Source organism: Salinimicrobium xinjiangense DSM 19287, from assembly GCF_000423585.1.
In the GTDB taxonomy this organism is placed as follows: Bacteria; Bacteroidota; Bacteroidia; order Flavobacteriales; family Flavobacteriaceae; genus Salinimicrobium; species Salinimicrobium xinjiangense.
Window position 1 is genome coordinate 1 of the sequence record NZ_AUIG01000017.1, and the last position, 14,871, is coordinate 14,871.

The following is a 14,871-nucleotide window of genomic DNA, read 5'->3' on the forward strand; positions in this document are numbered from 1 at the left end:
GTCAAAGGGTGATTAGCTCAGCTGGTTCAGAGCACTACCTCGACAAGGTAGGGTCACTGGTTCGAACCCAGTATCACCCACAAAATGGAAGCTCCAATTTCCAAAAAAGAAATTCCAATTTTTGTTTCAAACCTCACAGGTCTCAAAGACCTGTGAGGTTTTTTATTGATGTTATATATGCCGCTCCTCCGGAGCTCCCGCATCTAACTTCTATACAGTTCTATAAATATATCGCTCCTCCGGAGCTCCTGCTTGTTGTAAATATTCCGCTCCTTCGGAGTTAAGGTAGAAAAAGGGAGGTGTAACAATGATTTCCCAATAGCCTGAAGGGCTATCATTTAAAAGCCCGGGGCCAACGCCCCGGAATAAAATAAGATGAGATAACCAGCCTGTAAGGTTGGAACAATATGAGAAGAAGTATGCAAACCTAACAGATCTCAAAGACCTGTTAGGTTTTTTTAATTTATCAGAGGAGGCTTAATCTGAACTTTTAATTTTTTGAACCTTGAACCTTGAACCTTGAACCTTGAATTATAGTAAATCCAATACCCGCTCTAATGCCATACCTCTTGAACCCTTGATTAGAATCGAGCCTGCATTAAATTCAGATGGCTGGAACCACTCCTTAAAATCTTCAAAGCTTTCAAATTTCTTCACTTTTCCTGAGGAGGAGGTGGTGTTATAAAAATTTGATCCAATCAGGTATATTTTGTCTATGTCGGCATTCTCATAATCCTCCACCAACTGTTGATGCTCATCCTTAGCCATAGCCCCCAATTCAAACATATCACCCAGGATGGCTATTTTTGGAGCGAGATCTATACTGCTGAGGTTGTGTAAAGCGGCAGCCATGCTTGAGGGATTGGCGTTATAGGCATCCATAATGATCTTTCTGTTGTCCTTTAATATGATCTGGGAACGGTTGTTCTGCGGGATATATTCCTCCAGGGCCTTTGCGACCTCTTCTGTGGGAATTTCAAAATAAGTGGCAATAGCGTAAGCTGCCGCCATATTGGTGCTGTTGTAGGCACCGGAAAGATTCCCAACAATAGTTCTTCCTCCTGCTTCTATTCCCGCGAAAGAGTCCCTGCTGATGTATTTCACGTGTACATCTGCATCGGGCGTGGAGCCAAAACTGAAAATTTTGGAATATTCTGTTTCCTGTTTTTGAAGTGGGTCATTCAGGTTCAGGAAAAGAAGCTTTCCTGATTTTTTAATATGTTGATATAATTCTTTCTTGCCTTTTATGACACCTTCTACACCTCGAAATCCTTCCAGATGTGCCTTGCCAAAGTTCGTGATGTAACCAAAATCGGGAGTTGCGATGTTACACAGGAAAGAGATCTCCTCCTGGTGGTTGGCTCCCATTTCAACAATTCCGATTTCGGTATCGGAAGTCATCGAAAGCAGGGTGAGCGGAACTCCAATATGATTATTCAGGTTGCCTGCAGTTGCCACAGTTCTGAACCTTTTGGACAGTGCAGCATGGATCAACTCTTTACTTGTTGTCTTGCCATTACTGCCGGTTAGTGCAAGAATAGGAAGGGCCAGATGTTTTCTATGGAATGCTGCCAGATCTTGCAGTGTCTTCAGACTATCATCTACTTGGATGAATCGATGGTCATCCTGCGGGAGATCCTCATCTATGACTGCATAGGATGCACCTTTTTGAAGTGCTTCAGCAGCAAATTCGTTGGCGTTAAAATTTGCTCCCTTTAAGGCAAAAAATATGCTGTTTGATTTGATCTTCCTGGTATCTGTACTAATGCCTGTGCTTTCCAGGAAAAGCCGGTGAAGTTGTTCTATGTTCATTGAATAAAACTATAAAAAAAGCCCTAATCAAATTAGGGCTTATATAAAATTTATGGTTTCGTTTCTAATTCTTTGCTGTCTTGTTCTTCTTCAAAGATTTAGAACCAACTCTTGACATTGCATTTCTAAAGCCAATATAATCTGTGGCCATATCCTGAGGGAAATATCTTCTCTGTGCAGGATCAAGCCAGTATGCCCGGTCTCTCCATGAACCACCTTTGTAAACTCTTACATTGTCATCAACAAGGGTAGTACGTCCGGTTGACTGATCATACTGAAGGCTTTGTCCTCCAAGACTGTCTACCGTTGCAGTGTGCACGGGAGAGTTGTACATACGTTGAGTAGGATCGGCATCGCCTTCATTCCCAAAGGTGTTATAGTAGCGGGTAGATCTCCTGTCCCCATCACGGAAGTTTCTATTGTCACTCTCGTTAAAGTTTGATCTCAGGTAAGTATCTTCCGGGGTAATAGGAACTGTTTTAATTTCCCCCGGCAGGTTTCTTGCTACAATTCTTCCGTTGCTTAAAGTGTCATATTCAATTTCATCTACTCCCAGAACCTTTACAGTTCCGTCTTCAGTAATTTCGTGTTTTGTGTAAACATTTCCGCGGTAGTAGTTGAAATCATTGAATTCGTCATCTACGATTGGACGGTAAACATCTGCAACCCATTCGGCTACATTTCCTGCCATATCGTAAAGCCCGAAATCATTTGGTTCATAAGATTTAACTTCGGCAGTAATATCGGCACCATCATCGCTCCACCCCGCAATTCCCCCATAATCACCATCTCCCTGTTTGAAGTTGGCCATTTGATCTCCACGTCTTTTGGCATCTCCGCTTCGGGTGTACTGGCTATCCCACGGATATTTTTTTCTTCCGCGGTAAACGTTGTAATTTCTGATACCTACAAGAGCAAGAGCTGCATATTCCCATTCCGCTTCCGTAGGAAGACGATATTCCGGAAGCAGAACTCCGTGTTTTCTTTGTACATATAGGTTGGTACTGTCTGCAGTCATGAATCGGTCAGCTTTATTACCGCCACGAACAAGACTATCACTTCCGCCGTAAACCTGACTTGGAGCATTTAAATAAGTCTCAGAGCTAAAACCTTGACCCGGTTCTGCGGCGAAACGTGCGCCTTTGGCAGTGAAACCTTCTTTTTCCAGCCTGAGTTCATTTACCCTGTCTGTTCTCCACTTACTGAATTCTACAGCCTGTATCCAGCTAACTCCTACTACAGGATAGTTTGCATAGGCAGGATGCCGCAGGTAGTTATTGGTCATGGTCTCATTATAGCCCAATCTGTTTCTCCAAACAAGAGTATCGGGCAATGCACCAAGATAAATATTCCGGTAACGGGGTTCACTTGGAGGATAAACTCTTTTCAGGTAGTCCAGATATTCCAGATACATGAGGTTGGTAACTTCAGTTTCATCCATGTAAAAGGATTGCACATGCTGTTGAGTGGGGGTATTGTTCCAGTCATGCATCACATCGTCCTGAACACGACCCATAGTAAATGTACCTCCTTCAACAAACACCAGGCCAGGCCCGGCTTCCTGCTCATCGTAGTCGGCGTTGTAATTGAAACCGCCTTCCTTGGAATTTATATCCCAACCTGTGGCGCGGGAATTATCCTTGTAATCCCTCGAGTTGTTACAGCTAAATAGACCAACACTTACAGCGATGGCAAAAAGAGCTTTTACAGCAACCTTATTTCTCATATACACAATGTCTTTTGTAGCAATTTTGGCTTTGCAATATAGTAATTAACGTAAAACTATCAAGTTTATTTCAGTAGAAACAAGAACTTGTAGTTTCCTGTAAATCTTTATGATAACGGAAGTTTTAAGTTTATATTTTATAGTGTTACAATAACTTATCCCTCACTAATCCGGGCAAAAGTAATGGTTTTTTACAACAATTTAATTTCTTTGTACCTGCTCCCGGCTTTTATTGATGAAGCTAACATAGCAATTTTCAACAGGCGGCAATACTTTTTATTTCAAAGATTTTTGTGAAAATCTTGGTTTAGATATAAGCTTCTGTTAAATTAAACGTTATGTTAGAATAAAATGGAGAAATTCGGCTATCAGAATAAATTTTAAACTTTTCGGGTATATTTGTTAATTATTACCAGTCTTATGAAAAAATTATCACTCTTAACTTTATCGGCAATACTGCTGTTTTGTGGAAAGGCTCAGGCCCAGGAAGAGCAGGATCGCGTAATTACCACGGCTGTCCCCTTTTTATTAATAGCTGCAGATGCCCGTGCAGCAGGAATGGGTGACCAGGGGGTTGCAACACCGGTTGATGCTTTTTCCCAGCAGTGGAACCCGGCGAAATATGTTTTTGCAGAGAGTCAGCAGGGATTTGGAGTGACTTATACTCCTTATTTGAGTGAGCTGGTAAATGATATTTTCCTCGGAAATATTACCTATTATAATAGGATAAGCGAAAGAAGTGCCTTTGGAGCCAGTTTTAAATATTTTAGTCTGGGAAATATTGAGGCGCGTGATACGCCCGATGATCTTCCGTTAATTTTAAGTCCGAATGAATTTACGCTGGATCTTTCTTATTCTTTGAGATTAAGTGAGAGGTTTTCTATGGCGGTTGCCGGTAGATTTTTAAGGTCCGATCTTAAACTTGCTCCGGTTGATGCAGACGCTACTGCTGCAAATACCTTTGGTGTTGATGTAACGGCATATTACCAGAGTGACAGGATCGATTTTACTCAATTCGATGGAAGGTGGCGAGCAGGTCTTGCTGTTTCTAACGTAGGTCCAAAAATTAAATATGATGAAGGTGGGCAGGAGAATTTCATTCCCACAAATCTAAAGCTGGGAGGTGGTTTTGATTTTATTCTGGATAATCAAAACCGGATTGGAACTTACCTGGAGTTTAACAAACTACTCGTGCCAACTCCTCAGGATTTTAACGGAGATGGACAAATTGGGCCCGAAGACAATGAAGAATATAACTCCATAGGTGCCATTGAAGGAATATTTAAATCTTTTGGTGATGCACCCGATGGTTTTAGTGAGGAGCTAAAGGAGATTACATATGCTTTGGGAGCCGAATATGTTTATGATGATATTTTTTCACTTAGAACGGGTTATTTCCATGAAAGTCCTGAAAAAGGTTCAAGAGAGTTTATTTCTTTTGGTGCCGGTTTTAAATACACAGTAGTGAATATAGATATTTCCTATCTCTTCTCAACGTCTCAGGTGGTGAGTCCGCTGGAAGGAACCTTACGTTTTGGTCTAACCTTTAACTTCGGAAGCCAGTATAATGAATACTAACAGCTTCCTGTGATATTCACTGTATATTTTCATTAACTTTACATCCTTAAAAAGCAGATCAATACTCCCGGACTTTATAAGTTGCGGGAGCTTTCATCTTTAGAAATATCATAAATGAAAAAAATTACCATAAGTGCCGATCTAGAGATCTATGATTCGGAAGCAGAATTACCGAATGATGTGCAGGATCTAATGACAGAAGCCATAGAAGCGAGAGAAAAATCGTATTCTCCTTATTCAAAATTTAAAGTTGGAGCCGCAATTCTTATGGAAAATGGAGAGGTGGTTACAGGGAGCAATCAGGAGAATGCATCATACCCTGCAGGCTTATGTGCCGAGAGGACTGCCATTTTTTACGCAGGTGCGAAATATCCGGAGATAAAAATTACAAAAATGGCCCTTACTGCCCGTTCTGAAAATCATCAGGTTGAAGTACCTACTCCTCCCTGCGGCTCTTGCCGGCAAGCTATTGCAGAGTATGAAGTGAAGCAGGAACAACCCATTGAAATATATTTTATGGGGGAGAAGGGTAAGATTGTAAAAGCCAATTCTATCTCAGATTTATTGCCGCTTATCTTCGACAATTCTTATCTATAACGATTTCGCGGTTTTTAAGGTAGAAACTGTTTTCAATTCCTTTTGAAAATAGTATTTTTGTGTTTCTCTTGGCGGAAGCATTGCTTAGCCTTAAAAAATAGTAGTTAAATGAAGAAAATTACAAAAGCCACTTACCTTAAGTGGTATGAGGAGATGCTGTTTTGGCGTAAGTTTGAGGACAAACTGGCCCAGGTTTATATTCAGCAAAAAGTAAGAGGTTTTTTACACCTGTATAACGGTCAGGAGGCTATTCTTGCGGGAGCTCTGCACGTTATGGATCTTTCGAAAGATAAAATGATCACTGCTTATCGTAATCATGTGCAGCCAATTGGTATGGGAGTTGATCCCAAAAAAGTTATGGCCGAATTGTATGGTAAGAAAACCGGAACTTCCATGGGAATGGGTGGTTCCATGCATATCTTCTCCAAAGAACACCGCTTCTATGGTGGACATGGGATAGTAGGAGGACAAATTCCTCTGGGTGCGGGGCTTGCCTTTGCCGATAAATACTTTAAAAGAGATGCTGTAACCCTAACCTTTTTAGGAGATGGAGCTGCAAGACAAGGTTCACTACACGAAACTTTTACAATGGCTGTGAAATGGAATCTGCCCGTGGTCTTCTGTGTGGAAAATAATGGCTATGCGATGGGAACATCTGTAGCCCGAACTTCCAAGAGTACAGAGATCTGGAAACTTGGATTGGGATATGATATGCCTTGTGGTCCTGTAGATGCAATGAATCCCGAAAAGGTAGCGGAAGCCCTGGATGAGGCTATAGTGCGTGCCCGTAAGGGAGAAGGTCCTACCTTCCTTGAATTAAAGACATACCGTTACCGCGGTCACTCAATGAGTGATGCCCAGCAGTATCGTACTAAAGAAGAGGTTGCCGAATATCAGAAGATAGATCCAATCACTCAGGTAAAGGACATCCTTAAGGAAAAGAAATACGCCACAGATAAGGAGATCAAGGAAATGGACAAGCGCGTGAAAGACCTGGTGGCCGAATGTGAGAAGTTTGCTGAAGAATCTGAATTTCCTGAAATTCAGACGATGTATGACGTGGTCTATGAGCAAAAAGATTATCCGTTTTTACCCCATAAATTATAAATAATTATGGCAGAAGTAATTAAAATGCCACGTCTTAGCGACACCATGGAAGAAGGTGTTGTGGCAAAGTGGCTTAAACAAAAAGGTGACAAAATAGAAGAGGGGGATATCCTGGCCGAGATCGAGACCGATAAGGCTACTATGGAATTCGAATCATTCTACGAGGGCACCTTACTGCATATTGGTATCGAAGAAGGAGAAACTGCCCCGGTTGATGCACTACTGGCCATTGTTGGAGAAGAAGGAGAGGATATTTCCTCACTTTTGGATGGTGAGTCCGGTGGAGCTGCTGCCGACAAAGCTACTTCTGAAAAAGCTGACGCTAAAAAGTCAGACGCTGCTGAATCATCTTCTGAAGATAGCTCTACTGAAGATGATTCTTCTGAAGCAGGTGAGATTCCTGAAGGAGTAGAGGTTATTAAAATGCCTCGTCTAAGCGACACTATGGAAGAAGGAACTGTTGCCTCCTGGATCAAGAAAGAGGGAGACGAAGTGGAAGAAGGAGATATCCTTGCCGAGATCGAAACCGATAAGGCTACAATGGAATTCGAATCTTTCTACAGTGGAACTTTACTGCATATAGGTATTCAGGAAGGAGAAACTGCACCTGTGGATGCGGTACTGGCAATAATTGGACCTGAGGGTACAGATGTTTCATCATTTGTAAAAGGTGGTGGTGCCTCAAAGCCTGCTCCAAAAAAGACCGAAGAAAAGAAAGAAGAGAAAACCGAAGAAGCTGAAGCTTCTCAGACTTCAGGGGAATCTGCTTCCGGCGATGGCGCCAGAATATTTGCTTCTCCGCTGGCTAAAAAAATGGCCGAAGACAAGGGAATTAATCTTGCCGATGTTAAAGGTTCCGGAGAGAATGGACGTATAGTGAAGAAGGATATCGAGAACTTCAAGCCTTCAGAAAAAGCAACTGAGGCACAACCTGCCGCTGCTCCTTCACAGGAACAACAGGCGCCGGCCGCACAGCCTTACGTTCCTGCCGGCGAAGAGAGCTTCGAGGAAGTGAAGAATTCGCAGATGCGTAAAACCATTGCCAAGAGACTTGGAGAGTCTAAATTCACCGCGCCTCATTATTATCTCACCATCGAGGTGGATATGGCAAATGCCATGGCAAACCGCAAGCAGATCAATGAGCTGCCCGAGGTCAAGGTTTCCTTTAATGATATCGTCATCAAAGCTACGGCTATGGCCTTAAGAAAACACCCAAGGGTGAATTCACAGTGGACAGGTGATTCGACAAAAATTGCCAGACATATCCATATGGGAGTGGCAGTGGCTGTAGACGAAGGACTTGTAGTACCTGTGCTTAAATTTGCAGACCAGATGACCATGACACAAATAGGACAGCAGGTAAAAGATCTGGCCGGGAAAGCACGAAATAAAAAATTACAGCCTCAGGAAATGGAGGGTAGTACTTTTACGGTTTCTAATCTTGGCATGTTTGGTATTACAGAGTTTACAAGCATAATTAATCAGCCAAACTCTGCCATTCTATCTGTAGGTGCTATAGTAGAAAAACCGGTGGTAAGAAATGGGCAGATTGTGGTTGGAAATACTATGAAGCTTACACTTGCATGTGATCACAGGACAGTAGACGGGGCAACAGGAGCTCAGTTCCTTGAAACCCTTAAGAAATATCTTGAGAATCCGGTGACAATGCTGGCTTAAGAACCTTCATACTCTTATATGAAAAATCCCGCAATAAGCGGGATTTTTTTATCTTTAGCCACATGAGAAAAAAATCCCTTTTCTGGCTTTCAGCCTTTAGTTTTCTGTTCCTGCTAAGTTGTGGTCAAGTCAAAGAAGTCTCGGGTGGAGATACTTCCCGGCGCGATTCTATTGTAAAAGCTTCTCCTAAAGATGTCATTTTAGAAAAGGAAATCAGTGACGCTTTGGAGTATTTGTCCTCAGATGAACTACAGGGCCGTGAAACCGGTACCGACGGAATTGAAAAAGCTGCCCAATTTATTGAAAGTGTTTTTGAGGAGCATGATTTAAAGCCCTTTTTTGGGACCTATAGAGATTCCTTTGAGGTAAAAGGAAGAACCGGTTATAATCTTGTAGGAATGGTTGAAGGCACAGATCCTGTGCTTAAAAATGAGTTCATTATTGTGGGAGCACATTATGATCATGTGGGTCGTCAAAAGCCTGTGGGTGGAGATGATATTGCCAATGGAGCAAATGATAACGCTTCCGGAACCACTGCAGTCTTAGAATTGGCAAAGTATTTTTCTGCAAGGGCGCCAAAAAGGTCAGTTTTGTTCACTCTTTTTTCAGCAGAAGAAATGGGACTGGTAGGTGCAAAAGAACTGGCGAAAGAGCTTAAATCAGAAGGTCTGGACCTGTATACAATGTTCAATATAGAAATGATTGGGGTGCCTATGACCGGCAAAGAATATAAAGCCTATATAACAGGTTATGACATATCCAATATGGCAGAAAAATTGAATGAATATTCAGGTCAACCGGTGTTGGGATTTTTACCTGAAGCAAAACAATACAGCCTGTTCCAAAGGAGCGATAATTATCCATTTTTTCAGGAATTCAATGTGCCGGCTCAAACGATCTCTACCTTTGATTTTACAAATTATAAATATTACCATCATGTGGATGATGAATTCGAAAAAATGGATGTCACACATATGAAGGATTTAATTGAAGCTATCCTGCCGGGACTTGTTGGAATGGCCAATACTCCCGGGAAGGAAATAAAATTGAACTAGGCATGAAAAATATAGTTATAACGGGAACAAGCAGGGGGATTGGATTTGAGCTGGTGAAGATTTTTTCCAAAGCCGGACATAATGTTCTGGCTTTGTCCAGAAATACCGAACCAGTGGATGTACTACAGCTTAAGAACGTTCACGCATTCCCTTTTGATATTACCAGGCAAGAGGATCTGCAGAAAAGTTATTCATTTATTAGTGAAGAATGGGAACAGGTTGACATTCTGATTCATAATGCGGGAGCAATAGTGAATAAACCCTTTCAGGAGCTCTCAACAGCAGACTTTGAAGAGGTATATAAAATAAATGTGTTCGGAGTGGCTGCACTCACCCGTAAACTGCTTCCGCTCATAAATCCCGGGGGCCATGTGGTCATTGTGAGCAGCATGGGAGGAGTGCAGGGAAGTATGAAATTCCCCGGTCTTTCTGCCTACAGCTCCAGTAAAGCGGCCGTGATAACGCTTGCCGAAGTACTGGCGGAAGAATATAAAGAGACAGGTCCTTCCTTTAACGTTCTTGCTTTAGGTGCAGTACAGACAGAAATGCTGGAGGAGGCTTTCCCCGGCTATAAGGCACCGCTGCAGCCGGGAGAAATGGCAGAGTATATTGCAGACTTTTCCCTGACGGGAAATAGATTTTACAATGGTAAATTATTGCAGGTTTCCAGTAGTACCCCTTAAAGAATGAAGCAAATACTTGAGAAGTACATACCTACCCATGCCGTTGAGCCTGTTTTTGGTTTAATAGAGGCAAATCACATCCACCTCAAGATCGTCAATGAAAGAAAGACCCGGCACGGGGATTATCGTCGTCTTCCGGGAGGTTCTCATCAGATTACTGTCAATGCCAACCTGAATAAATACCGTTTTTTAATCACCTTAATTCATGAAATTGCACACCTGCTGGCATTTGAATCCTTTGGCAGGCACATAAAACCACATGGGGAAGAATGGAAAAGAACTTTTCAAAAATTAATGATACCATTTATCCGTCCGGAGATATTTCCCTCACAATTACTGCCTGTTATTGCCAGGCATTTTAAGAGTCCCAAAGCCAGCAGTGATACAGATGCACATCTTTCTGTGGCCTTGAAACAATTTGATGAAGAGAACGACAAAAATTACATTTTTGAGATCCCACAGGGAGGGATCTTCAGGATCTATAACGGAAAGGTTTTTCAAAAAGGTGAACGGCGAATTAAACGATATGAGTGTGTAGAGGTCAAAACAGGAAGAATATACCTGTTTCAGCCTAATGCGGAAGTAGAATTATTAAAAACAGCTAATTAGTATGAGGGAGAATAATTTTGCGATAATTATGGCAGGCGGAGTTGGATCACGATTCTGGCCGGTGAGTACAGCAGTACATCCAAAACAATTTATAGACTTATTGGGGAAAGGAGAAAGCCTTATTCAGACTACTTTCAACAGGTTAAGTCAGCTTGTGCCGGTTCAAAATATTTTCATACTTACTAATGAGGCCTATGAATCTCTTGTAAAGAAGCAGTTGACCGAAATTACAGAGGAGCAGATTGTTCTGGAGCCGGTAATGCGGAATACAGCTCCTGCAGTACTTCTTGCAGCTCTAAAGATCAACAAAATAAATAAGGATGCAGTTATGATCATGGCTCCCAGCGACCACTGGATTGAAGATGAAGCCGCATTTTCTGTAGATGTCGAAAAAGCTTTTGAAGCTGCACGGGGAGCAAACAGGATCATTACCCTTGGAATCAGGCCAACATTTCCGAACACAGGATATGGCTATATAAAATTCGATCCTCAGGAAGAGGCACAGGTAAAGCCTGTGGAGGTATTTACTGAAAAACCTTCATATGAGCTTGCGCAAAAATTTTTAAGCAGCGGCAACCATCTGTGGAATTCAGGAATATTTGTTTGGAATGTAAATTATATCCTTCAGGCTTTTAAAAATAATCTTCCTCAAATGTACCGGATATTTTCCGTGGAAACGGAAGTCTTCAACACCTCCGGAGAAAAGAAATTCATAAAAGATACTTATCCTGCCGCCGAAAATATTTCCATTGATTATGGTATTCTTGAAAAAGAAAAGGGGACGGTATACGTAATTCCTGCATCTTTTGACTGGAATGATCTTGGCACCTGGGGCTCCATATATTCCGAGAGTGCTAAGGATGATCAGCAGAATGCTGTACTTAATGTAAGGTTGATTGCAGAAAATGCATCGGGAAACATAATAACTTCAGACAAGAATAAAGTAGTGGTAATTGATGGTCTCAATGATCATATTGTGGTGGACGAAAAAAATATTTTATTAATCGTCCCCAAAGAAAAGGAGCAGGAGATTAAAAATATCCGGGAGAAGGTACAGAGGAAATATGGTGATAATTTAGGATAAGAATGGAAAATAATACGGCCGGTAAAGCAGAGTTGCCAAAAGAACTGATGAATAACGGGAAATCTTTTCTAAAGGAGATCAGGAATTTTTTGAAGGAGCTTCTGGATATACATGATGATACCGACAGAGAGACAACTCTTGAAACGGTTAAACGGGATATTTCTTTTAAAGGGCATAATGCCTGGATCCTTGTTTTTTCCATTTTTGTGGCCTCTATTGGTCTGAATGTTAGTAGTACTGCTGTAGTGATCGGTGCCATGTTAATTTCTCCTTTAATGGGGCCTATTGTGGGAGTGGGATTTTCTGTGGCTATTAATGATATTGACACCTTAAAACGCAGCCTGGTAAACCTGGGAGTAATGGTGTTTTTGAGCGTACTCACCGCTTATCTTTATTTTCTAATTTCCCCAATTAAAGAAGAAACTCCCGAACTTGTAGCGCGTACCTATCCTACTATACTGGATGTGTTAATTGCTATTTTTGGAGGTTTGGCACTAATTGTCGCTAAAACAAAAAAAGGAGCGATTGCCAGTGTGATCATGGGAGTTGCAATTGCCACAGCTCTTATGCCGCCACTTTGTACAGTAGGTTATGGTTTGGCTATAGCAAACTGGGAATATGCAGGAGGCGCACTTTATCTCTTTACCATCAACTCCATATTTATTGCACTTTCCACTTTCCTGATGGCAAAATTACTTCGTTTTCCGCTTGTGAAATATGCAAATAGTAAAAGAAGAAGAAACACAGCAAGACTGGCTTCTTTGGTAGCAATTCTTGTAATGATACCGAGTATTATTCTATTCGTAAATCTTTTAAGAGAGCAGGTTTTTGTTAGTAAAACGAAAGAATTCGTACACGAGGTAATTAATTATCCCGGTGCTGAGGTAGTAAAATTCGAACAAAATTATAAGACTAAAATTATAGAGGTCTATCTTATTGGTCGACAGGTGCCACAGTTACAGGTGGATCAATGGATTACCGAGATAAAGCAGCTTCCGGATTTTGAAGATGTCGTGCTGCAGGTTTATCAGGGATCTGATCAAAGTTCTGAAATGGCTGCAAGATTATCTACAGAAGTACGTGCCGGCATCTTAGAAGATCTGTATGTGAGAAATCAACAGGTAGTAGAGGATAAAGATGCAAGGATTAGACTTCTTGAGCAGGAGCTTGTCAAATATCGGAGTGCCGGCATTCCATTTGCAAGCATTTCCCGGGAAGCTAAAATTAATTATTCAGCCATTGAAGAAATGAGTTATGCCAATAGTCTGGTGACCAACTTCTCCCGAATTGACACTGTACCCACTTTTAATGTGCGTTGGGCTTCGGGTCTGAGTAACACGGCTAAAAAAGCAGAAATGAATAAGCTTGAGCAGTGGCTACAGGTTCGGTTATCTCTCGATACCCTGTCAGTTAAAGCTGTTAATTAGAAATTAAAGTCCCTGTTGTTGAGCATCACGTACTTTTTTAAACAAGTCTGAGGAATACACGAAATCTGTCACTGTTTCATCCTCGGTTTTAAAGATCTGGGATTTGTCACCTTTCCAGGCCAGAACCCCATCCTTTAAAAAGGCAATATTTTCTCCTATTTCCAGAACAGAGTTCATATCATGCGTAATCACTACCGTAGTGATGTCATACTCTACAGTCAGTTCATGAATTAAATTATCAATAACGGTAGCCGTCCTTGGATCCAAGCCGGAATTTGGTTCGTCACAGAATAAATATTTAGGTCGGTTCACGATAGCCCGGGCAATTGCGACCCGTTTTTGCATACCTCCGCTTATTTCTGCAGGATATTTTCTGCCGGAATCGACAAGATTCACTCTTTCAAGAACTTCGTCTACCCTGGTTTTTAATTCTTTTTTCTTTTTATTGGTGAACATTCTCAAGGGGAACATTACATTTTCTTCGACGGTCATAGAATCAAATAATGCCCCGCCCTGGAACAACATCCCCATTTCCTGTCGCAATTCCCGTTTTTGTTCATCTGAAAAAGTGGAATAGGGTTTTCCGTCATATTCTATGGTGCCTTCATCTGGCGTGAACAGTCCAAGCATGCACTTCATGAGTACACTCTTTCCCGATCCCGATTGTCCTATGATAAGATTTGTCCTTCCCGTTTCAAAAACGAAATCAATCCCTCTAAGGATGTGCTCATCATCAAAACTCTTTTGTAAACCTTTTACTTCGATCATTAGCTAAGTAATAACTGGGTAACTACGTAATTTGTAACAATAATAACAACACTGGTCCAGACAAACGAAGTAGTACTTGCTTTCCCCACCTCAAGGGAACCTCCTTCCATATAATAGCCATAGTAAGATGGTATGGTTGCCAGAATAAATGCAAATAAAAATGTTTTAAAAAAGGCATAGAAAAGATGAAAAGGATCAAACTCCTCCTGTAGCCCCTGTAAAAACACATCGGCAGGTACAAATCCTCCCATTACTGCCGCTGTATAAGCTCCCATCACTCCCAAAAACATCGATATGGCTATGAGGAAAGGATAGGTGAACATAGCAATGATCTTGGGGAATATGAGGTAATTAAGGGAATTTATTCCCATTACTTCAAGTGCATCGATCTGCTCGGTAACCCTCATGGATCCTATACTTGACGTAATAAAAGATCCAACCTTTCCCGCCATAATAATGGAAATGAAGGTTGGAGAAAATTCCAATATAATGGATTGTCTCGCCGCAAAAGCAATAAGACTTTTGGGAATTAAAGGATTATTTAAATTTAAGGCCGTTTGTAGTGCTACTACTCCTCCAATAAAGAAGGAAAGAAAAGCCACAATTCCCAGGGAGCCGATTATAAGTTCATCTATTTCCTTAAAAATTAATTCTTTTAAGACGTTGCGTTTGGTCATTCTTCCAAACACTCCTTTTAACATTAAGAAATATTCACCAATAGACTGCAGGTATCTCATTCTATGCTTTT

General features: G+C 41.4%; 13 protein-coding genes and 1 tRNA gene. 10 read left to right on the forward strand and 4 right to left on the reverse strand.

Going from position 1 to position 14,871, the window contains the following annotated elements; genetic code table 11:
- The first annotated feature begins 6 nt into the window (after positions 1-6).
- Positions 7-80 (forward strand) — tRNA-Val (locus G564_RS0107300).
- A gap of 451 nt (positions 81-531) precedes the next feature.
- Here G564_RS0107300 and G564_RS0107315 read toward each other — a convergent pair.
- Together G564_RS0107315 and gldJ are read right to left on the reverse strand one after the other, a co-directional pair.
- The gene (locus G564_RS0107315) at positions 532-1,812 is read right to left on the reverse strand and encodes a UDP-N-acetylmuramoyl-tripeptide--D-alanyl-D-alanine ligase (RefSeq protein ID WP_029037085.1); all 1,281 of its coding nucleotides are present in this window, start codon (positions 1,810-1,812) and stop codon (positions 532-534) included.
- 64 nt (positions 1,813-1,876) lie between these two features.
- Positions 1,877-3,538 (reverse strand): gliding motility lipoprotein GldJ, encoded by a 1,662-nt coding sequence (gene gldJ / locus G564_RS0107320; RefSeq protein ID WP_029037086.1) that lies wholly within the window; start codon positions 3,536-3,538, stop codon positions 1,877-1,879.
- A gap of 420 nt (positions 3,539-3,958) precedes the next feature.
- Here gldJ and porV point away from each other — a divergent pair, with 420 nt between their 5' ends.
- From porV to G564_RS0107365, 9 genes are all read left to right on the forward strand, one after another.
- Positions 3,959-5,116, forward strand: a complete 1,158-nt coding sequence (porV, locus tag G564_RS0107325) for a type IX secretion system outer membrane channel protein PorV (RefSeq protein WP_029037087.1) — start codon at positions 3,959-3,961, stop codon at positions 5,114-5,116.
- Positions 5,117-5,230: 114 nt separating this feature from the next.
- A complete protein-coding gene (gene cdd / locus G564_RS0107330; RefSeq protein ID WP_029037088.1) occupies positions 5,231-5,713 on the forward strand; it encodes a cytidine deaminase in 483 nt (160 codons plus the stop codon).
- Between the two features lie 108 nt (positions 5,714-5,821).
- Entirely contained in the window at positions 5,822-6,820 is a 999-nt protein-coding gene (pdhA, locus tag G564_RS0107335) for a pyruvate dehydrogenase (acetyl-transferring) E1 component subunit alpha (RefSeq protein ID WP_029037089.1), read from the forward strand.
- Positions 6,821-6,826: 6 nt separating this feature from the next.
- Positions 6,827-8,497, forward strand: coding sequence for a pyruvate dehydrogenase complex dihydrolipoamide acetyltransferase (locus G564_RS0107340; RefSeq protein ID WP_029037090.1), 1,671 nt, complete (start codon positions 6,827-6,829; stop codon positions 8,495-8,497).
- Between the two features lie 62 nt (positions 8,498-8,559).
- On the forward strand, positions 8,560-9,552 hold the full coding sequence (locus G564_RS0107345) for a M20/M25/M40 family metallo-hydrolase (RefSeq protein ID WP_029037091.1): 993 nt from the start codon (positions 8,560-8,562) through the stop codon (positions 9,550-9,552).
- 2 nt (positions 9,553-9,554) lie between these two features.
- Positions 9,555-10,235 (forward strand): SDR family NAD(P)-dependent oxidoreductase, encoded by a 681-nt coding sequence (locus G564_RS0107350; RefSeq protein WP_029037092.1) that lies wholly within the window; start codon positions 9,555-9,557, stop codon positions 10,233-10,235.
- 3 nt (positions 10,236-10,238) lie between these two features.
- On the forward strand, positions 10,239-10,844 hold the full coding sequence (locus G564_RS0107355; protein ID WP_029037093.1) for a SprT-like domain-containing protein: 606 nt from the start codon (positions 10,239-10,241) through the stop codon (positions 10,842-10,844).
- 1 nt (position 10,845) lies between these two features.
- Positions 10,846-11,928 (forward strand): mannose-1-phosphate guanylyltransferase, encoded by a 1,083-nt coding sequence (locus tag G564_RS0107360; RefSeq protein ID WP_029037094.1) that lies wholly within the window; start codon positions 10,846-10,848, stop codon positions 11,926-11,928.
- Between the two features lie 2 nt (positions 11,929-11,930).
- Positions 11,931-13,355, forward strand: coding sequence for a DUF389 domain-containing protein (locus G564_RS0107365; RefSeq protein ID WP_029037095.1), 1,425 nt, complete (start codon positions 11,931-11,933; stop codon positions 13,353-13,355).
- Between the two features lie 3 nt (positions 13,356-13,358).
- Here the strand turns inward: G564_RS0107365 and G564_RS0107370 are convergent, their stop codons facing one another.
- Both G564_RS0107370 and G564_RS0107375 read right to left on the reverse strand, forming a co-directional pair.
- Positions 13,359-14,123: an ABC transporter ATP-binding protein gene (locus G564_RS0107370; protein WP_029037096.1), complete on the reverse strand. Its 765-nt coding sequence runs from the start codon at positions 14,121-14,123 to the stop codon at positions 13,359-13,361.
- On the reverse strand, positions 14,123-14,860 hold the full coding sequence (locus G564_RS0107375; protein ID WP_029037097.1) for an MlaE family ABC transporter permease: 738 nt from the start codon (positions 14,858-14,860) through the stop codon (positions 14,123-14,125). The genes G564_RS0107370 and G564_RS0107375 overlap by 1 nt, the downstream gene beginning before the upstream one ends.
- Positions 14,861-14,871 lie beyond the last annotated feature (11 nt).